Origin of the sequence: Promicromonospora sp. NFX87, from assembly GCF_048564965.1 — a bacterium.
Classification (GTDB): domain Bacteria; phylum Actinomycetota; class Actinomycetes; order Actinomycetales; family Cellulomonadaceae; genus Promicromonospora.
Genome location: NZ_CP183413.1, coordinates 2,447,590 through 2,465,311 on the forward strand (window position 1 = coordinate 2,447,590; position 17,722 = coordinate 2,465,311).

Consider the following 17,722-nt stretch of genomic DNA (forward strand, 5'->3'; position numbering starts at 1 on the left):
CGATCTCACGCCAGTGGACCAAGTCCTTGGGGGTCGATCTCGACGTCGTAGGGCAGGTGGGGCAGGGCAGGTGGGGCATCTGGTCGACCAGGCTCAGCAGCTGGTCAAGCTGGCGTCTCGGGCAAGGTCGCGCCGTAGAGCCGGCTCATGCGCTCCGCGACGGGCAGGGTGAGCAGAGCGACTTTGTCCGCCAGCTCCTCGTCGGTGCGTCGAAGCCGGTCGGCCCCGACGTCGATGTACCAGCCGGACAAGACCTGCACGACCGGTGCCGGCCCACCCGCCAGCAGGAGGTCGAACGGCTCGTCGTCGTGTACGAGAACGTTCAGCCAGAAGCTGCTCGCCGTCGCGAGATGGCGGTTCGCGACCGCGTGATCGGGCCAGGCGGCCAAGGCCGCGCCGACGTCACCGGTCAGGGCGGCGAACGTTATGAAGGCGTCGGTGACGCTGTGATGCGGCTCGGGTGTGGTGATCAGGTCCGCCCACCAGGCGGCAACGAACTCTGTGATCACGTCCGGTTGCGGCGCAGGCCAACCGTGCCAGCCACAGCGTGTCAGGCAGTGATGATCCGCCTCATTCCAGAAGCTGTGCACCGTCCCGTCGGCCATGCCGCGTGCGACCTGGGGCAGGATTCGACGGACCATCGCGTCGTGGTCCGCGAGGATGCTTGGTGCCTCGTACGCCAGCGAGCTGAGCGTGGCTCGGTCGATCTGCGCACCGGAAACTTCTAGCTCCGGCACGCCGTCGTCGCCGTAGCAGTGCGTACATGGATTGTCCGCAGCGCAGGTGAAGTCGCCGAACACGCGGTCGACCTCGTCCAGCGCTCTCTGAAGACGCGGTGTCATGCCGCGCATCCTGCCAGGCGCTTACGGCAGCCCCTGTCCCGGAGGTTCTAGCGGTACCGCTGAGCGGGCTCGCAGTGATCGAGGTCTGTCGACAGCTCGGCAGCACGTACGCCCCCGCCCGAGGGATCGTCTCTGGTTTCCGGCCTCGCTCCAGCGACCACATCGAGCGGGTACGTCCACGCTTAGTGCGGCTCCTTGCGCAGGTAGACCCACTCTTCGCCGGAAAATAGGTCGCGCGGTGCGGGTGGTTCGATGCCGACGGGGGCCAGAGTGACGGTGATCTCGGGCAGCATGTCGGCGATGATGTGGGTCTCGACGAGCGAGCAGTCCTCGACGTCGTCGTCCGTCGGTACGTGATCGAAGATCATCCGGCCGCTCACGGCCGTGCTCGAGACCGTTACCGTGACACCACGCAGTCCTGGTGTCACTCTCTCCCAGAGCGCCCGCTGGACGGACAGCAAGACGCTCACGCGCAGCGGTACCTGGCTCATCGCGGAACCACGGACAGGTGCTCCATGGGCGGCAGTCCCGAGAGGGGACGGTCGTCCCACGTGTGGAAGTCGAGGCAGGAGAGAACGCCGTCGTGGGCGAGCAAGATGATCGAGCCGTAGTACGTTCCGTCCGGTTCCGTGACCGCGAGCTCCTGGGCAATCGGTCCGTTCGGAAGATCGGCTCGTGGGACGTCCGGGTCGGTGAGTCCCACATCGTACGAGTCGCAGCCGCAACCGCACATCGCGACCACCCGGACATGCTCGGCCTGGACGCGGAACTCTGCTGCGCCGGGAAAGTCGCCGCCGAGCAGCTGGTCGAGGATCGCGCGCTCATGCGGCGTCAGCGGCCGCGGTAGCGCCTCCGAGGCGCTCGAGTGTTCCACAGCTGAACCGTAGCGGGACGACCCGATCCAGCGCTCCGAGACGTAGGCCGGACAGTTCGGCGACGCGGGGGAGGTCCACGGCCTGCTGTGTCGTACCCCAGCGCTACGGTTCGGTGCATGGACCTGGAGACGTTCTGGCGGTTGGTCGGCGAGATGCGCGACCGTGCGGAGGTGACGGACGTAGCCGACGACGAAGCCCTGTCCAGCTGTGTAGTGGACGTCATCGCAGACCGGCTGACTGCCGACGAGATTCTGGCATTCGGCGCCGTGGCGGGTGATCTGGCCGGCCTAGCGGACGTCCCTGCCATGGAGGCCGCGATGTTCCTGACCGAGGGGTACATCAGCGACGACAGCTTCATGGACTTCCGCGACGGTCTGATCCTGCTCGGCCGTGAGCCGTTCGAGGCCGTGATCGCTGACCCGGACTCACTTGTCGAGCACTTGCGGACCGCTCTGGTGAGGGGAAGCGCTGATGGCTCGGGGGATCGCGTCCCGATCGCGTTCGAGTCGATCACCTCTTGCGTCGCGGACGCATGGCTGCGGGTGGCGGGTACGGAGGACCGGGACGAGTTCTGGGACGCGGCCCAGGCGTTCGAGCAGCGTTCGGTCTCGCCAGTGAGACCGCCATCGGGCGAGCCCTCGATCCTGCATGACGCCGATGCGACCCGCGCACGCTTGCCACGCCTGGCGGAGCGCTTCCCGCAGAGGTTCGAGCCACGGACGGCAGCACCTCCGCTGGCTCCGGCGGAGCCAGCGCCAGGAGCCGAGCGGGCGACGCTCTTCGACTATCAGAGCGGCCTGGCAGACGGCCGTGCGGCCGCCGCAGCGCCGGAGCTGAGCAACAAGCACTTCGTTCCGGGTTGGGGTCGGCCCTTCTGGGAGATGGGGCACGACAACGACTCGTGACGAAATGCTTGCGACGGCGTCGCCGATCAGTCGTCGAAGTCGAACCCGTCCGCGTCTGCTGCCGCGACCAGGTTCCGCATCCTGCTGCCGTCCATGGCGACAGCATCCATCAGCTCACCCAACGCTTCCAGCGCGGCTCGGTCCTCGCCGTAGGCGCAGAACATGTCGCCCTCCGGGTCGTAGCGGAACCGGCTCTCGAGCGAAGGGGCCTCGGTAGCGACCAGTCTGCGCGCGACGCCCTCCCAGAAGTATCCGTTCGGCTCGTGCCCGAGCTCCTCGACGAGCGCGTCGACCGGTGTCGTCCCGGCGTTCAGCAGCAACGAGAACTTACCGGGGGTGGTCTCTACCAGCTTCGATACCGTCATGTGCCGGAACCTAGCACCGGTGACCGACACTGCTGCGCTCGACGATCGGACGCTGCTCGCCCACCTTGGGGTCGGCATCTGCCATGAGCGAATCTCCTGGTGGGGAGGCATGTTCGCTCGACACGCTGTGTCCATGACGATCGCTGACCACACTGAAGGCCTCCGTGCAACGGAGAGGCGCCTGCAGGCCGCCCAGCTCGCGTCCGACGTCGACGCCCTGGACAGCCTGATCGAGGACGCGGCTCTGTTCACCGGGCCGGACGGGAGCGTCCTGTCGAAGAAGGACGACCTGCAGGCACACGCATCCGGTTTTCAGGTGATGAGTCGCGTCGACGAAGAGGACCTCAGGGTGCTGGTGACTGCCGGCACCGGGGTCACCTGGTTCCTCGGCACTCTCGAAGGCACCTTCGGCGGTGAGCGTTTGACCGCCCGGATGCGTTACACCCGGACCTGGACACGCGACGACCAAGCAGGGTGGAAGGTCGTCGCAGCGCATGCCGCGTTCGTCGCCGACGGTGCCGCCCCGGCCGAGGAGTAGTCCACTACCCGGCGGAGCCTCGCAGGAACGGTGACCGCAGTTCAGGCGAGCAACCACCGATGACTTCCGCCCAGCACCGTCGTCCGCCATAGGACTGGTCCGAGGAAAGGAACTCATCATGGTCACCACGCTCCGCAGCTTCAGCGGCTTCTCGGTCGACGACCTCGACGCCGCCCGCCACTTCTACCGCGACACCCTTGGCCTGACCGTGCGCGACAACGCCATGGGCGCGCTCGAGATCGACCTCACCGAGGGATCGTCCGTGTTCGTCTACGGCAAGGGCGAGGCGCACGCACCGGCGTCGTACACGGTGCTCAACCTGGTGGTGCCGAACATCGACGAGGCGGTGACGGAGCTGGAGGAGGCAGGGGTGAGCCTGATCCGCTACCCCGACTTCGACCAGGACGAGCGCGGGATCGCCCGCAGCACCGACCCGTCCCAGGGCCCGACGATCGGCTGGATCGCGGACCCGGCAGGCAACGTCATCGCGCTCATCGAGGACTGACCAGGCCCCGGAGCTCGGCCAGCGCGGCCCGCTCGATCTCTGCGATCGAACGTTCCTCGCCCGCCCGGATCCACTGGGCGAAGGACACGCTGAACACCGTGATCGCCGACTCGGCCGCCAGGGTCGCCGCCGGCTCCGGAACGCCCCGCGTCCGTAGGGCGTCGCCGATCGCCGTCGCGAGCGTGGAGAGCTTGTGCCGTTCGCGTTCCTGCAGCGCCGGGTGCTGGTCGATCACCGACTGCCGCAGCCGGGAGCGGTCGCGCCGGTCGTCGGGGAAGAAGGCGGCCACCGACTCCAGCGCCGCGCCGATGAGCTCCACCGGCGGCGCGTCGTCCGGGGCGGCCGACATCCCGTCGAGGAAGGCGGCGAGCAGCAGTTCCTGGCCCTGGAACAGCACCTCGCGCTTGTCGCTGAAGTGGCGGAAGAACGTCCGCTCCGTGAGGCCGACGGACTGCGCAATCTCCGCCGCCGTCGTCTGCTCGTAGCCGCGACGGGCGAAGAGCTCCAGCGCGGCCTCCTGAAGTCGCTCGCGCGTGCCGGGCTGCCATCGGACCATGGCGCCGAGTCTAGGTGATGACAGCCGCTGACATGGTGTGTACGGTGATGTCAGTGGCTGACGACAGTCACTGACATCACTCGGAAGGGTTCCATCATGCATGTCTTCGTCACCGGAGCATCCGGCTGGATCGGCTCCGCCGCGGTCGACGAGCTGCTCGCCGACGGGCACTCCGTCACGGCCCTCGCCCGGTCCGACGCCGCGGCGTCGGCCCTCGAGGCGAAGGGCGTCCGCGTCCAGCGCGGCGACCTGGACGACCTCGACGGCCTGCGCCGTGGCGCGGACGCCGCCGAGGCGGTGCTGCACCTCGCGAACAAGCACGACTTCACGAACCCGGCCGTGTCGAACGCGGCCGAGCGCGCCGCCGTGCAGACCTTCGGGGACACGTTGGCGGGCACGGACCGCCCGTTCCTGCTCGCATCGGGGATCGCCGGGATGGCCCAGGGCCGGCCCGCCACCGAGGGCGACGCGTCCCCGCACCACGGCCCCGACTCGCCGCGCGGCGGCGCCGAGAACCTCGCGCTGGAGTTCGTCGACCGCGGCGTCCGGGTGGTCAGCCTGCGGTTCGCTCCGACGGTGCACGGCGCCGGCGACCACGGGTTCATCGACGTCATCACGGCGGCCGCGAAGCGGCACGGTTTTTCGGGATACCCGGGCGACGGCACGAACCGGTGGGCGGCCGTGCACCGGTCCGACGCCGCGCGGCTCGTCGCCCTCGCCCTGGCCAAGGCGCCCGCCGGGGCGCGGCTGCACGCCGTCGCCGAGGAGGGGGTGCCCACCCGCGAGATCGCTGAGGCGATCGGCCGGGCGCTCGATCTCCCGGCGGCCTCGGTCGCGCCGGACGACGCGGCGAGCCACTTCGGCTGGATCGGCGGTTTCTTCGGTGCGGAGATGTCCGCGGTGAGCGGGGCCACCCGCGAGCTGCTGGGCTGGGCGCCGTCCGGCCCGACGCTCGTCGAGGACATCGCCGCAGGTGCCTACATGTCGCGCTGACGCACCGCCCGGACCGCGCCGTCGACTCGCCGTAGGACTGAGATTCCGGTAGTGCTTCTCACCCCTGTGGACAGCCCCTCGCCCGGCTAGCTTTCCAGTATCGTTCAAGGCATCGGTTCGGTGGCTCGTCCCTGGAAGGTGCCCGTGAGCTCTGCACAGATTCCCGGCGACGTCTCGCTCGGCAAGATCGAGCAGGCGCTCGACGGCGGCGACCGGCCGCCGGTCGGTCGCTACCGTCTCGACCTCGCGACCGGCGAGTGGGCGTGGTCCGACGAGGTGTACCGGATGCACGGCTTCGAGCCGGGCGAGATCGTGCCGACGACGCCGCTGATGCTGTCGCACAAGCACCCGGACGACCGCGGACGGGTGGACGGCGTCCTGCGGCGTGCCGCCGAGACCGGGCAGACGTTCAGCTCGGTGCACCGCATCCTCGACGCCAAGGGCAGCACCCGCACGCTGGCGGTCACCGGCCAGGGCAAGCGAGACCCCGCGACCGGCCGGGTGACCGAGCTGTTCGGCTACTTCATCGACGTCACCGACTCCCACCGCGCGGCCGCGGCGCGGGACGCGACCGCCTCGATCAAGGCCTCGGACGAGCGGCGGGCCGTGATCGAGCAGGCCAAGGGCGTGCTCATGGTGGTCTACGCCATGGAGGACACCGCGGCGTTCGACCTGCTGCGGGAGGCGTCCAACCGGTCCAACGTCGCGGTGCGGGACATCGCGACCACCCTGGTGAGCCTGTTCTTCGGGCCCGAGGTCACCGACGTCCCGACCCGCGAGGCGATAGAGAAGTTCCTGGCCGACCCCCGGCCCCAGCTGGACGACTGATCTCACCCCACCGATACCCAACTGATCCCGGTCGTAGCGCGTCATAGCAGGTAGAGGCGTCTCTCACCGCAGATCGGGGTTCAGTGATGAAGGCTCGTGCACGTCGGACGGCCAGGCCCGCCCGCCGGACCGTCAGCAAGATCGTCGTCGCGGCGGCGTCGGCCGTGGCGCTCGTGGCGACGTCAGGCGCGGCGCTCGCGCCCGGCGACGACGCCGCGCCGGATCGCACGAAGCCCCCGGAGCGGCCCACCACGACGGTCGTCACCCTGGTCACCGGCGACCAGGTAGCCGTCACCGAGCGGGACGGCGAGGATCTCGTCCGGATCCTCCCGGCCGAGCGCCCCGACGGCGCGCCGGTCGCGTTCCACGAGGTCGCCGGCGAGGAGCGGCACCTGGTCATCCCGACCGACGTCCTGCCGCTCGTCCCGGACAAGCTCGACCGCGACCTGTTCGACGTCAAGCAGCTCGTGGCCGACGGGCGCACGAAGGACCTCCCGGTCATCATCCAGACCAGCGTCCGCGGTGACGGCCGCGCGGCGCGGCCCGACTGGGCGGCGCTCGGCGTCGACACGGAGCGCACGCTGGAGTCCATCGGCGCGGTGGCCGGCGACCTGGAGACGACGGCGGGACCCGGCGCGCCGGCGTCGTCCTGGGCGCTGCTCCGCGCGCTGGGCGCCCGGGGGACAGGTCCCGCCGCCAAGGCCGCGCCGTCCGGCAGCGGGATCGCCAAGGTGTGGCTGGACCGCCGGGTCGAGCCGCAGGACGCCGACTCGACGCCGCAGATCGGCGCCCCGCAGGCCTGGGCGGCCGGGCACACCGGCGAGGGCGTGTCGGTGGGCGTCGTGGACTCCGGCGTCGATGACGGTCACCCCGACCTGGACGACGGCGTCGTCTCGGCCGCGCGGGACTTCACCGGCTCGGGGGAGGACCCGGGCAGCACCACCGACGACGTCGGGCACGGCACGCACGTCGCCTCGATCATCGCCGGCTCGGGCGAGTCGTCGGACGGCGTGAACCGCGGCGTGGCGTACGGCGCGCGCGTCCTGGACGCCAAGGTGCTCACGCCCGAGGGCGGCGACACGTCCTGGGTGATCGACGGCATGGAGTGGGCGGCCGAGCAGGGCGCCGACATCCTCAACCTCTCGCTGGGCCAGCGCGGCAACTACACGGACGGCACCGACCCGGCCTCGCTCGCCGTGGACGCCCTGAGCGAGCAGTACGGCCTGCTCGCCGTCGCCGCCGCGGGCAACGAGGGACCGGAGCACGGCACGATCCCGACGTTCGGCACCGCGTCGAGCGCCCTCACTGTCGCCGCGGTGGACGACGACGACCGGGTCGCCGGCTTCTCCAGCGTCGGCCCCCGCGTCGACGGCGCCCTCAAGCCCGACATCGCGGCGCCCGGCGTCGGCATCGTGGCGGCGCGCGCCGAGGGCACCACGCTCGACGAGCCGGTCGACGACCTGCACGTCGCCGCCAGCGGCACCTCGATGGCGGCGCCGCACGCCGCGGGCGCCGCCGCCGTCCTGCAGTCCGCCCGCCCCGACCTCACCGGCCAGGAGCTCAAGGACGTGCTCATGGCGTCCACGCAGCACACGCGGCCGAACTCGGTCTGGCAGGAGGGCACGGGCCGGGTCTGGATCCCGCGCGCGCTGCAGCAGAGCGTCACCTCCGACCCGCCGTCCCTCTCGTTCGGCATCCAGCCGTACCCGCAGGACGGGGCGGACCCGACGACCCGGACCGTCACCTACCGCAACCCCGGAAAGGCCGCCGTCGAGCTCGGCCTAACCCTCGCGATGCGGGACGAGGCGGGCGAGCCCGCGCCGGAGGGCACGGTCACGGCGTCGGCGACGAGCCTGTCCGTCCCGGCGGGCGGCACCGCGAGCGTCGACCTCACCCTGGACCCGGCCGCCGCGGCGCCCGGCGCGTACGGCGGCGGGCTGGTCGCGCGGGCGCCGGGCGGCGTGCAGGTGCGCACGGCCGTCGGGTTCGTCAACGAGAGCGAGAAGTACGACCTGACGATCCGGGCCACCGACGTCGACGGCTCACCGGCGACGTCGGACGACCACCTGGTGCTGCAGAACGCGACGGACCCGTGGGACCCGATGTGGATCGAGCCGCAGTTCACGGACGGCGTGGCCACCGTGCGGGTCGGTCCCGGCTCGTACTACCTCGCCGGGTTCTTCGAGGCGCGCGACCAGGGCTCGTCCTGGCCCACCGCCGTCACGGCGATGTCCGACCCGCTGGTGCGGGTGGACGGCAACATGACCATCGAGCTGGACGCACGCGACGCCCGGCCGCTGGACGTCAGGACGCACCGTGCGACGGACGATGCCGGCAAGAAGCTGCTCTTCTACCGGCTCGTGGACGGCGAGTACAACAGCACGGTCAGCGCCCAGTACGGCGGGTACGCCGACGACGTCGCCGCGCCGGACTTCTACGTGCTGCCGACCGAGCAGGTGGGCGACGGCGTCGAGTTCGAGTTCGTGTCCGCCACCCAGCAGCGTCAGCCGGTGCTCCAGCTCACCGCCGACGGCGGCGCCGGCGACGTGCCCGCCACCGCGGTACCCGGGTCCGCGCCGGTGACCGGCACGAAGCGGGTGGGCCTGGTCGACGCGGGCGACGGGTCCGCGGCGGAGCTGGCCGCCGCGGGCGCACGGGGCCGGTTCGCGCTCGTGAGCCAGGGCGACGTCGCGGCGCAGGCCGCCGCTGCCGAGGCCGCCGGCGCGGCGGGTCTGCTGGTCCGCAGCGACGGTCTCAGCCCGGTACCGGGCGCGGTGGACGGCGCACGGGTCCCGGTGCTCGCCACCGACCGGGCCACCGGCGACCACCTCCGCGACGAGCTGGGCAGCCGCCCGGTGCGGCTGCGCGTCGTCGGGCGCGACCAGGCGGCCTACACCTACGACACGGTGGTCGAGCGGGAGGGGCGGGTGCCCGACGAGGACCTCACCCTGCGCGCCGGGCCCCGTAACCTCGCGACGCTCGACATGGACTACCGCGCGCTGGGCGCCGAGGGACAGGTCCAGGTCACGCCGATCATCGAGCGGGCCGGGCGGCAGGCGATCTACGGCCTCATGAACCGGCTCGTCGCGCCGCTGGACCGCACCGAGTACGTGACCGCCGCCGACGGCGTCCGCTGGTACCACGAGGTGATGCCGCGGCACAGCGACGCGCTGCTGGCGAGCGGGTTCGCGTCGGAGATCCGCGAGTTCGAGCCGGGGGACACGGCGAGCGAGGTCTGGCTCGCCCAGGTGCACCACGGCGGGTTCACGCCGCCGGGCGTCGCCGGGTACGGAGAGATGGGCATGGCGTCCGCCGTGCGCGAGTGGGACTCGTTCGCGTTCGAGCTGCCGTTCTGGGTCGACGACGCGGGCCACTCGGTGCCGATCGCCCTGCCGTGGGAGGAGGAGGCCGACGTCCGGTTCCGGCTGTGGCAGGGCGACGAGCTGATGTTCGAGAACGACCACACCTCCGGTTACGTCTTCGACCTGCCTGCGGAGCCGGAGCGGTACCGGATGCGGGCCGACGTCGCCCGGTCCACGCCGTGGTGGCCGCTGTCCACCCGCGTGGCGACCGAGTGGCGGTTCACCTCGGGCTTCGCCGACGACCGCGTGGTGCTACCGCTGCTGCAGATCGACTACGGGCTGTCCCTCGACGACCGCAACCAGGGTGACCTCCGCGAGGTGCTCAGCCTGTCGGCCGCTCAGCAGGCGGGGTCCACGCCGTCGGCGGTGGAGGAGATGAAGCTCTGGGCGTCGGCCGACGACGGGAAGACCTGGAAGCCGGTAGCGGTCACGGGTGGCGGCGCGGACGACTTCACCGCGACCGTGCGGGTGCCGCGCGGCACCGAGCACGTCTCGCTCCGGGCCGAGGCGCGGGACGCGGCGGGCTCGACGGTCCGGGAGACGGTGATCCGGGCGTACGCCGTCGGCGGTCAGAGCTAGCCGTCGGCCTCCGGCGGGTCGACGGGCTCGGCGCCCCGCTCGATGCGCACCCCGGTGAACTCGGCGTCGACGGGTTCGGTGAAACGACGTCCGTTGATCTCGTCGTGCCGCATGAAGGTCGGCGGGTCCACGTGCACACGCAGCGTGTACCCGCCGTCCTCCGGCACGTTCCAGTTGCGCGCGTAGTGGTAGAGCATCGGGTGCCAGACCAGCTCCTGCGGGTACGGCCCGAGCTCCTGCCCGCCGGGCGTCACGAGGGTTGCGGTCACGTCGAGGCCGGGGACGAAGCGCCCGTCGGCCGCGTCGCACACGACGACCTCCACGTGCGCGTTGGTGTCACCGGGGTTGTGCCACACCAGCTCGCCGTCCTGGAGGTGGTACATGCCCTCGGCGTCCTCGATGGCGTAGCCGATCAGGTAGTCGCCGACCTGCTGGGTGCCCCCGTCCTTGGCGACGTCGTGCGCCATGTGGTCGAGCGCCTTCCGGTAGGCATCTCCCTGCTCGACGGCGAGCCGCAGCTGGCGCTCGTCGGCCTCCGACGAGCCGGGATCCATGGGCGGGTTGGCGTGTGCGGTGGTCATCCTGGCCTCCTCCTACGACGGTTCCTCCGATGCTCCGCCGTCACGCGTGGGCTCGCACCTGGGAAGTTATCGTGGCGGGATGACGGCGCACCGAGCGGCCGACGGCCGACCGATCCTGCGGCTCTACAACCACAACGTCCTGGGCAGACGGGCCGGCTGGGACGCGCGGCGGCGCGTGCTGCGGCAGATCGTCAAGGACTCGGCCCCCGACGTCGTGCTGTTCTCCGAGGGGATCGTCACCGACGAGTACGACCAGACCGCCGACCTCGTCGGCGCCGGGTACGAGGTGGTGCACTCGCGGGCCCGCTCCGACGACGAGCGCAGCGGCATCTCGGTCGCGAGCCGGTGGCCGGTCCTGGACCACCGTGAGCTCGACCTGATGGCCGACGGCCCGCCGGTCTACGAGTTCCGGTGGGCCGCGCTGCTGGTCAGCGTCGACGCGCCCGAACCCTTCGGCCGCACGCTGGTGGTCAACCACTTCCCGGAGGCGGCCGCGCCGCGCGAGGCCGACCGGGAACGGCAGGCGGTCCTGGTGGCGCGAGCGGTGGAGGAGATGGTGGGCGACGACGACCGCCTCGTCGTCCTCGGCGGCGACCTGGACGCCGACCCGGACGCGGCGAGCCTGCGGTTCCTCACCGGGAAGCAGTCCCTCGACGGATGGAGCGTCTGCTACCGCGACGCCTGGGAGGTGGCGCATCCCGGAGAGCCGGGCTGGACCCTCGACCCGGCCAACGAGATCGTCGGCGCCACGATGCCGGGCTGGCCGTACCGGCGCATCGACCACCTGCTGGTCCGCTGCGGCTCGACGGGTATGCCACCGGTCGACGTCGTCGCGTGCGACCGGGTGGGGGTCGAGCCGGTGGACGGCGTCTGGGCCAGCGACCACGCGGGCCTGATGACGGATCTCGCGCCCTACCCCGAACGGGGGTGATCCCGAACCGCGTGCGAGTGGGGCGCGTTCGGGTGAGCCTGGAGGGACCGAGAGAAGGGTGAGCTGATGAGCGCCGGAGACAAGGTCCAGAACGCAGCCGAGAAGGCAGCGGGCAAGGCGAAGGAAGCCGTCGGGGACGCCACCGACAACGAGGAGCTCGTTGCCGAGGGGCGGACCGACCAGGCCAAGGCCGACCTGAAGGACGCGGGCGAGAACGTCAAGGACGCCGCGCAGGACGCCAAGGACGCACTCGACAGATAGCCGCTCTCGACAGGTAGTGGTTCCACGGGGCGAGGCCGCGATCCGCGGCCTCGCCCCGATCTGTCTACGCGACGAAGGTGTACCGCCCGGACCCGACCCGCACCACCACCGCGCCGTCCTCGACGGACACGGCGGTGATGCCCTCCGGAGGTGCCCCGGCGAGCGACAGCCGGCGCCCCCGCTCCGTGACGGCCTCGGGGTCACGCGCGGGAACCCGCACGGTCGCCGTCGACCCGACGGGGACCGTCACGCCGAGCGTGAGCCTGTCGCCCGTGCGGCGCCACTCGCTGGCGACCGTGCCGTACGGCGTCCGGGTGCTGGCCCTCGCCCGGTCCAGGTGCTGGGTGACCGCGGGGGCGATCGTGATGTCCCGGTAGCCGGTCTCAAGTGACGCCTGGATTCCGGCGACGTGCTGGTAGAACCAGTCGTCGACGGTGCCGAGGAAGTAGTGCCCGTAGGAGCGCGCCTCCAGCGACCAGTGCTCCCACATCGAGGTCGCGCCGTTGTTGATCATGTAGCCCCAGCTCGGGTAGCCGGTCTGCACGGCGAGCTCGTAGGCGACGTCGGCGTACCCGTGCTGGGTCAGCACCGGCAGCAGCCACTTGGTGCCGAGCACGCCCGTGTTGAGCTTCGTGCCCTTGGCGCGCACGTCGGCCACGATGCCGTCCACCACGCGCTGCGTCGTCGCGGCGTCGGGTACGAGGCCGAAGGCCACGGCGAGCACGTTGTGCGTCTGCCGGTAGCCGCGGTCCCCGGTCCCGCGGTACTGCCCAGCGTCGGCGTCGAGGAAGGCGTCGTTGAACGCACCCCTGATCGTCGCGGCGTTCCGGGCGAAGTGCTCGACGTCGGCCGCCTTGCCGAGGAACCCGGCGCTGCGCCGCATGAAGACGGTCATGGAGTAGAGGAAGGCCGTCGCCGAGACCCGCAGGTCCTCTGGCGCGTTGCCGCCCGCGGGGCTCGCCTCGGGGCTGACCCAGTCGCCGAGCCGCGCGTCGGGGACGATGCCGCTCTGGGACCGGCTGAGCTCCAGGTCGACGTACCGCTTCATGCCGTCGTAGCACTCCGCCAGGACCCGCTTGTCGCCGCCGTACTGGTAGAGCCACCAGGGGATCATCACGTAGGCCGCGTGCCACGGCGGGCACACGCCCCACTCGCCCCAGTCGCCCGAGCTGGGCGCGATGACGAGCGGCCGGCCCTGGGCGTCGCGCGTCTCGTGCACGTCGCGCAGCCACTTGGCGAACAGCTCGTGCACGTCGAGGTTGAGCAGGAACATCTCGGCGCCGATGGCGGCGTCGCCGGTCCAGCCGTTCTTCTCGAACATCGGCGTGTCCGTCGGGATGCCGTGGATGTTGTTCTTCAGCGTGTCGACGACGGCGCGGTGGGTCCGGTTCATGATGTCGCTGGAGCTCTCGAACGTGCCGGTCTCCGCGGCGGCCGTGTGCACGACCTTCGCGGTGAAGGCCGCCAGGGGAAGGGGCCCGTCCTGCGGCCAGCCGGTGACCTCGATGTACTGGAAGCCCTTGTATGAGAACCGTGGCTCCCAGGTCTCCGGCTCGCCGGTGCCGGCCAGGGTGAACCGGTCGGTCTGGAATCCGGCCTGGAACCCGCCGTTGTTGCTCAGGTTGACGCGCCCTGAGGTGGTCAGCTTCTCGCCGTGCGCGGCGTGGACCGTCGCCCCGGCGGGCCCGGTCGCGGTGTGCTCGACCCAGCCCGCGATCACCCGGGGGAACTTCACGACGTAGACGCCCGGCTCCGGCTCGGTGACCTCGATCGCGGGCAGCGACTCGGTGACCTCGATCGGCTGCTGGCGCTGGTTGACCAGCACGCCGCGCGGGCCGGGAACCACCGAGGCTGGCGCCCACCCGCCGTCGTCGAACCCCACGCTGCCCCAGCCGGGCAGTTCCCGGCGCGCGTCGTACGCCTCGCCGCCGTAGAGGTCGTCGAACACCGTGGGCCCGTCGTGGATCCGCCAGGTCGCGTCGGTGACCACGCGCTCGACGGCGCCACCGGCGTACTCCAGGTGCAGCACCGCACGCACCACCGGCTCGTCGTGCCACGGCGGCGCCTCCCACCGCCACACGTTGCCGCCCGTCATGCCGTAGAAGCCGCGCCCGAGCTCGATGCCGAGCGCGTTGCGCCCGCGCCGCAGGCCGCGCGTGAGGTCGACGGCGGTGTACTGGACCGTGTCGTCGTAGTCGGTGAAGCCCGGCGCGAGCACCTGGTCGCCGGCCGGCCTGCCGTTCAGCGACACGTTCGCGTACCCGCCCGCCGCGAGGTAGAGCGTGGCGCGTTCGAGGCGGGGCCCCACCTCGAGCTCCTTGCGCAGCAGCGGCGCCGGCAGCGGGTCCCGGGTCGGCGGCCGCACCCCGTTGCCCCACGGCCCCGAACCGTAGGTGGCGAGCTCGGCGGCCGGGTCCCAGCCGGAGTCGTCGAGGTCGGGCCGTGCGAAGTCCGCCGGGAAGTCCGTCGCCGCCTTCCAGCCGCTCCCGGTCGTGCGGGTGGTCCTCGTGCCGTCGGACCAGGTCAGGCGCACGACGGCGAGCACAGCGCCGGGGCTGACCGCGTCGTTCGTGCCGCGCACCGCGACGACGGTGCTGCCCCGGGCAGCGTTCCCGGAGAGGTCGGCCTCGTAGAAGCGGGCGGCCTGCCAGCCGTTCTCGACGGGCTCGGTGGCGCCGACCTCGATGCCGTCCACCCAGAGCGTGCAGGAGTCATCGGCGGTGATCAGGATCTCGGCCTTCGTCACGGACGCGCCGTCCGGAGCGGCCTGCGTGAGCCGGAAGGCACGGTCCTGGTCGGGCAGCTCGCCCGCCGCCAGCCAGATCCAGGAGGCGCCGGCGAAGGTCAGGTCGGTGACCTGGTCCGGGTGGCGCTCGTTGCCGATCCAGGCCGCCCCGGCCCAGTCGCTCTCGGCGTACAGGCCGGTGCGGAAGCTCGACGTCGTGCTGCTGCTCCCGTGCGTGGTCGCCACGTCCACCCGCCAGCCGTAGTCGGTGGCGGCGCGCAACGACGGGCCCGTGTACTCGACGTTCGCCGACTCCCGGGACGGCACGACGCCGCTGTCCCACACCACACGGGCGCTCGGCCCGCGGGTGCTGACCCGCAGCCGGTAGGACGTCTGCTCGACGCCGCGCCGGTCCGACCCGACGGTCCACGAGAACCGCGGGCGGTCGACGTCGATCCCGAGCGGGCTCGTCTTCTTCTCGACGAGCGGGTCGGTCAGCCGCACGGCGCTGCCGCCGTGCCGCGGCTCGCTCGCCGCGGCAGCCGCGACGGCGGGGACGCCCACGGGCAGCGCGGCGGCGGTCGAGGCGACGCCGGCGGTCTTGAGGAACAGTCTGCGGTCCAGGGTCATGACGCCTCCAGGCGGGACCGGTCGTCGTCGACCGGCCGGTTGAGAGGGAGCTCCATTGCAACGTTTCAACCACGCGCGGCCAGCATAGGTGCACGTTCGCGGCGGGAACCAGTCCCGCGACGGTGAGGGAAATTGCGTACACCCGCTCCCCGCGCCGACCCGAACCGGCCGTGCCAGTGTGTGTGACGGGCGCGGACCTCGCCGTCCGCCGGACGTTGGGAGGCGCCGCATGACCGCACCGAGCGCGGAGGCCGGACCGCAGGTACTGCCCCGGACCAGGGTCTGGGCGATCTTCGGCGGGCTCATGCTCGCGATGCTGCTCGCCGCCCTCGACCAGACCATCGTCGCCACCGCGCTGCCCACCATCGTCTCCGACCTCGGCGGCGCGGAGCACCTGTCCTGGGTCGTGACCGCCTACATGCTGGCGAGCACCGCGACCACCGTGCTCTGGGGCAAGCTCGGCGACCTCTTCGGCCGCAAGACCCTCTTCATCGCCTGCATAGTCATCTTCCTCGCGGGCTCGATCCTGGCCGGCACGTCCCAGACGATGGGCCAGCTCATCGCCTGGCGCGCGGTCCAGGGCGCGGGCGGCGGCGGGCTCATGGTGCTGTCCCAGGCGATCATCGGCGACGTCGTGCCGCCGCGGGAACGCGGCCGGTACCAGGGCCTGTTCGGCGCCGTCTTCGGCGTCTCGTCGGTCGCCGGGCCGCTGCTCGGCGGGTTCTTCGTCGACAACCTCGACTGGCGCTGGGTCTTCTACATCAACATCCCCGTCGGGGCTCTCGCTCTGATCGTCGTGGCGTCCGTCCTGCCGCGCATCGCCGCGGGGGCCAGGCCGCGCATCGACTACGCGGGCATCGTCCTGCTGGCCACCCTCTCGACGGCGATAGTGCTCGTCACCAGCCTCGGCGGCACCACCTGGGAGTGGAGCTCGGCCCCCGTGTACGCCATGGCAGCGCTCGCGGTCGGCTCCCTCCTCGCGTTCATCGCGGTCGAGCGGCGCGCCCCCGAGCCCGTGCTGCCGCTGCACCTGTTCCGCAGCAAGGTCTTCTCCGCCGCGGCGGTCATCGGGTTCGCCGTCGGCTTCGCGATGTTCGGCGCCATCACCTACCTGCCGCTCTACCTGCAGACCGTCAAGGGCTCGACGCCCACCGAGTCCGGCCTCGAGATGACGCCGATGATGCTCGGCCTGCTCATCACGTCCATCGGATCGGGACAGCTCATCACCCGCACCGGCCGCTACAAGATCTACCCGGTCCTCGGCACCGCCATCACCGCGGCCGGCCTCTACCTGCTCTCCCTCATGGGCCAGGACACCACCACCCTCCAGGCCGGACTGAGCATGTTCGTGTTCGGCGCAGGCCTCGGCATGGTCACCCAGGTGCTCGTCATCGCCGTGCAGAACGACGTCGGCTACCGCGACCTCGGCACCGCGACGTCCGGCACCACCTACTTCCGCACCATCGGCGCGTCGATCGGTGTCGCGGTCTTCGGCACCGTCTTCTCAGGCCGCCTCACCGCCGAGCTGGCCGACGACGTCCCCGGCACCGCCCAGGGCACCTGCGCGCCGGAGGCGCTCGCGGCGTCCACCCAGACCCTCGCGCGGTGCGCACCCGAGGTGCAGGACTGGTTCCTCGACGCCTACTCCGGCGCCCTGCACGTCGTCTTCCTGGGGGCGGTGCCGGTGGCGCTGCTGGCGTTCGTCCTGACCTGGCTGCTGCCCGAGGTCGAGCTGCGCACCGCGACCCGGGGCGGCGACGGCGGCACGGCGGGGCACGCGGCGGGCGCGTCGTTCGCCCTCCCGTCGTCGCGCACCTCGCTCGAGGAGCTGCGCATGATCCTCTGGCGCCGCGTGGGCCGACGCGACCCCTTGCGGGTCTACGAGATGACAGCGGGGGAGGTGGGCCTGTCCCCGGCGGAGGCATGGATGGTCACGCGCGTCTCCCTCAAGCGCACGCGGTCCGTGCGGTTCATGGCCGAGCGCGCGGCGACGTCCGAGCAGGTGGTGCGGGACGTCGCGGACGCGCTCGCCGCCCGCGGGCTGGTCGAGGTCGACGGCGACGCGGTCCGGGCGCTGCCCGCCACGGACACCCTCGCCGAGACCATCCGGGAGGCGGAGCGGGAACGGCTGCGGCGCTACGTCGCCGAGTGGCCCGACGGCGACGAGCCGGAGGTCGCGCAGCTCGTGGACCAGCTGACGTACGAGCTCATGGCCGACAGGGCGGACAGCGCCGAACGGGCGTGAC

The 17,722-nt window shown here is 71.8% G+C and carries 16 protein-coding genes; 9 read left to right on the plus strand and 7 right to left on the minus strand.

The genetic code is table 11. The features are described from left to right. Window positions 1-104: 104 nt before the first annotated feature. The 3 genes from ACNYC2_RS10910 to ACNYC2_RS10920 form a co-directional block, all read right to left on the minus strand. Complete coding sequence (locus ACNYC2_RS10910; RefSeq protein ID WP_419707030.1) at window positions 105-842, minus strand: hypothetical protein; 738 nt, start codon at window positions 840-842, stop codon at window positions 105-107. Window positions 843-1,024: 182 nt separating this feature from the next. Next, window positions 1,025-1,333, minus strand: a complete 309-nt coding sequence (locus tag ACNYC2_RS10915; protein WP_419707031.1) for a hypothetical protein — start codon at window positions 1,331-1,333, stop codon at window positions 1,025-1,027. After that, on the minus strand, window positions 1,330-1,716 hold the full coding sequence (locus tag ACNYC2_RS10920; protein WP_419707032.1) for a hypothetical protein: 387 nt from the start codon (window positions 1,714-1,716) through the stop codon (window positions 1,330-1,332). Before ACNYC2_RS10920 ends, ACNYC2_RS10915 begins: the two co-directional genes overlap by 4 nt. A gap of 117 nt (window positions 1,717-1,833) precedes the next feature. On the opposite strand from ACNYC2_RS10920, the gene ACNYC2_RS10925 reads away from it, so the two are divergent. Beyond that, window positions 1,834-2,622: a DUF4240 domain-containing protein gene (locus ACNYC2_RS10925; RefSeq protein ID WP_419707033.1), complete on the plus strand. Its 789-nt coding sequence runs from the start codon at window positions 1,834-1,836 to the stop codon at window positions 2,620-2,622. A gap of 26 nt (window positions 2,623-2,648) precedes the next feature. On the opposite strand, the gene ACNYC2_RS10930 is transcribed toward ACNYC2_RS10925, so the two are convergent. After that, window positions 2,649-2,987 carry an Imm51 family immunity protein gene (locus tag ACNYC2_RS10930; RefSeq protein WP_419707034.1) on the minus strand — a complete coding sequence of 113 codons (339 nt, stop codon included), beginning with the start codon at window positions 2,985-2,987 and terminating at the stop codon, window positions 2,649-2,651. Between the two features lie 133 nt (window positions 2,988-3,120). On the opposite strand from ACNYC2_RS10930, the gene ACNYC2_RS10935 reads away from it, so the two are divergent. Then, the gene (locus ACNYC2_RS10935) at window positions 3,121-3,525 is read left to right on the plus strand and encodes a nuclear transport factor 2 family protein (protein ID WP_419707035.1); all 405 of its coding nucleotides are present in this window, start codon (window positions 3,121-3,123) and stop codon (window positions 3,523-3,525) included. A gap of 118 nt (window positions 3,526-3,643) precedes the next feature. Beyond that, a complete protein-coding gene (locus ACNYC2_RS10940; protein ID WP_419707036.1) occupies window positions 3,644-4,030 on the plus strand; it encodes a VOC family protein in 387 nt (128 codons plus the stop codon). Here ACNYC2_RS10940 and ACNYC2_RS10945 read toward each other — a convergent pair. Next, window positions 4,017-4,586, minus strand: coding sequence for a TetR/AcrR family transcriptional regulator (locus ACNYC2_RS10945; RefSeq protein ID WP_419707037.1), 570 nt, complete (start codon window positions 4,584-4,586; stop codon window positions 4,017-4,019). The two genes, ACNYC2_RS10940 and ACNYC2_RS10945, sit on opposite strands and share 14 nt — an antisense overlap. Before the next feature lie 96 nt (window positions 4,587-4,682). On the opposite strand from ACNYC2_RS10945, the gene ACNYC2_RS10950 reads away from it, so the two are divergent. The 3 genes from ACNYC2_RS10950 (at window position 4,683) to ACNYC2_RS10960 (ending at window position 10,348) form a co-directional block, all read left to right on the plus strand. Continuing rightward, entirely contained in the window at window positions 4,683-5,579 is an 897-nt protein-coding gene (locus ACNYC2_RS10950) for an SDR family oxidoreductase (RefSeq protein ID WP_419707038.1), read from the plus strand. 144 nt (window positions 5,580-5,723) lie between these two features. After that, window positions 5,724-6,407: a PAS and ANTAR domain-containing protein gene (locus tag ACNYC2_RS10955; RefSeq protein WP_419707039.1), complete on the plus strand. Its 684-nt coding sequence runs from the start codon at window positions 5,724-5,726 to the stop codon at window positions 6,405-6,407. A gap of 86 nt (window positions 6,408-6,493) precedes the next feature. After that, on the plus strand, window positions 6,494-10,348 hold the full coding sequence (locus tag ACNYC2_RS10960) for a S8 family serine peptidase (RefSeq protein ID WP_419707040.1): 3,855 nt from the start codon (window positions 6,494-6,496) through the stop codon (window positions 10,346-10,348). Here ACNYC2_RS10960 and ACNYC2_RS10965 read toward each other — a convergent pair. Beyond that, window positions 10,345-10,929, minus strand: a complete 585-nt coding sequence (locus tag ACNYC2_RS10965; RefSeq protein WP_419707041.1) for an iron transporter — start codon at window positions 10,927-10,929, stop codon at window positions 10,345-10,347. The two genes, ACNYC2_RS10960 and ACNYC2_RS10965, sit on opposite strands and share 4 nt — an antisense overlap. A 79-nt stretch (window positions 10,930-11,008) precedes the next feature. On the opposite strand from ACNYC2_RS10965, the gene ACNYC2_RS10970 reads away from it, so the two are divergent. Together ACNYC2_RS10970 and ACNYC2_RS10975 are read left to right on the plus strand one after the other, a co-directional pair. After that, on the plus strand, window positions 11,009-11,860 hold the full coding sequence (locus tag ACNYC2_RS10970) for an endonuclease/exonuclease/phosphatase family protein (protein WP_419707042.1): 852 nt from the start codon (window positions 11,009-11,011) through the stop codon (window positions 11,858-11,860). Between the two features lie 66 nt (window positions 11,861-11,926). Next, the gene (locus ACNYC2_RS10975; protein ID WP_419707043.1) at window positions 11,927-12,121 is read left to right on the plus strand and encodes a CsbD family protein; all 195 of its coding nucleotides are present in this window, start codon (window positions 11,927-11,929) and stop codon (window positions 12,119-12,121) included. 64 nt (window positions 12,122-12,185) lie between these two features. Here the strand turns inward: ACNYC2_RS10975 and ACNYC2_RS10980 are convergent, their stop codons facing one another. Then, complete coding sequence (locus ACNYC2_RS10980) at window positions 12,186-15,476, minus strand: family 78 glycoside hydrolase catalytic domain (protein WP_419707044.1); 3,291 nt, start codon at window positions 15,474-15,476, stop codon at window positions 12,186-12,188. A 178-nt stretch (window positions 15,477-15,654) separates the two neighbouring features. On the opposite strand from ACNYC2_RS10980, the gene ACNYC2_RS10985 reads away from it, so the two are divergent. Then, complete coding sequence (locus ACNYC2_RS10985; protein ID WP_419707045.1) at window positions 15,655-17,721, plus strand: MDR family MFS transporter; 2,067 nt, start codon at window positions 15,655-15,657, stop codon at window positions 17,719-17,721. The last annotated feature ends 1 nt before the right edge of the window (window position 17,722 follow it).

What these genes read in the sequence shown, in the direction of transcription:
- ACNYC2_RS10910 (WP_419707030.1), bottom strand. Translation starts at nt 842, where the DNA reads ATGACACCGCGTCTTCAGAGAGCGCTGGACGAGGTCGACCGCGTGTTC.
- ACNYC2_RS10915 (WP_419707031.1), bottom strand. Translation starts at nt 1,333, where the DNA reads ATGAGCCAGGTACCGCTGCGCGTGAGCGTCTTGCTGTCCGTCCAGCGG.
- ACNYC2_RS10925 (WP_419707033.1), top strand. Translation starts at nt 1,834, where the DNA reads ATGGACCTGGAGACGTTCTGGCGGTTGGTCGGCGAGATGCGCGACCGT.
- ACNYC2_RS10930 (WP_419707034.1), bottom strand. Translation starts at nt 2,987, where the DNA reads ATGACGGTATCGAAGCTGGTAGAGACCACCCCCGGTAAGTTCTCGTTG.
- ACNYC2_RS10935 (WP_419707035.1), top strand. Translation starts at nt 3,121, where the DNA reads ATGACGATCGCTGACCACACTGAAGGCCTCCGTGCAACGGAGAGGCGC.
- ACNYC2_RS10940 (WP_419707036.1), top strand. Translation starts at nt 3,644, where the DNA reads ATGGTCACCACGCTCCGCAGCTTCAGCGGCTTCTCGGTCGACGACCTC.
- ACNYC2_RS10945 (WP_419707037.1), bottom strand. Translation starts at nt 4,586, where the DNA reads ATGGTCCGATGGCAGCCCGGCACGCGCGAGCGACTTCAGGAGGCCGCG.
- ACNYC2_RS10950 (WP_419707038.1), top strand. Translation starts at nt 4,683, where the DNA reads ATGCATGTCTTCGTCACCGGAGCATCCGGCTGGATCGGCTCCGCCGCG.
- ACNYC2_RS10960 (WP_419707040.1), top strand. Translation starts at nt 6,494, where the DNA reads ATGAAGGCTCGTGCACGTCGGACGGCCAGGCCCGCCCGCCGGACCGTC.
- ACNYC2_RS10965 (WP_419707041.1), bottom strand. Translation starts at nt 10,929, where the DNA reads ATGACCACCGCACACGCCAACCCGCCCATGGATCCCGGCTCGTCGGAG.
- ACNYC2_RS10970 (WP_419707042.1), top strand. Translation starts at nt 11,009, where the DNA reads ATGACGGCGCACCGAGCGGCCGACGGCCGACCGATCCTGCGGCTCTAC.
- ACNYC2_RS10975 (WP_419707043.1), top strand. Translation starts at nt 11,927, where the DNA reads ATGAGCGCCGGAGACAAGGTCCAGAACGCAGCCGAGAAGGCAGCGGGC.
- ACNYC2_RS10980 (WP_419707044.1), bottom strand. Translation starts at nt 15,476, where the DNA reads ATGACCCTGGACCGCAGACTGTTCCTCAAGACCGCCGGCGTCGCCTCG.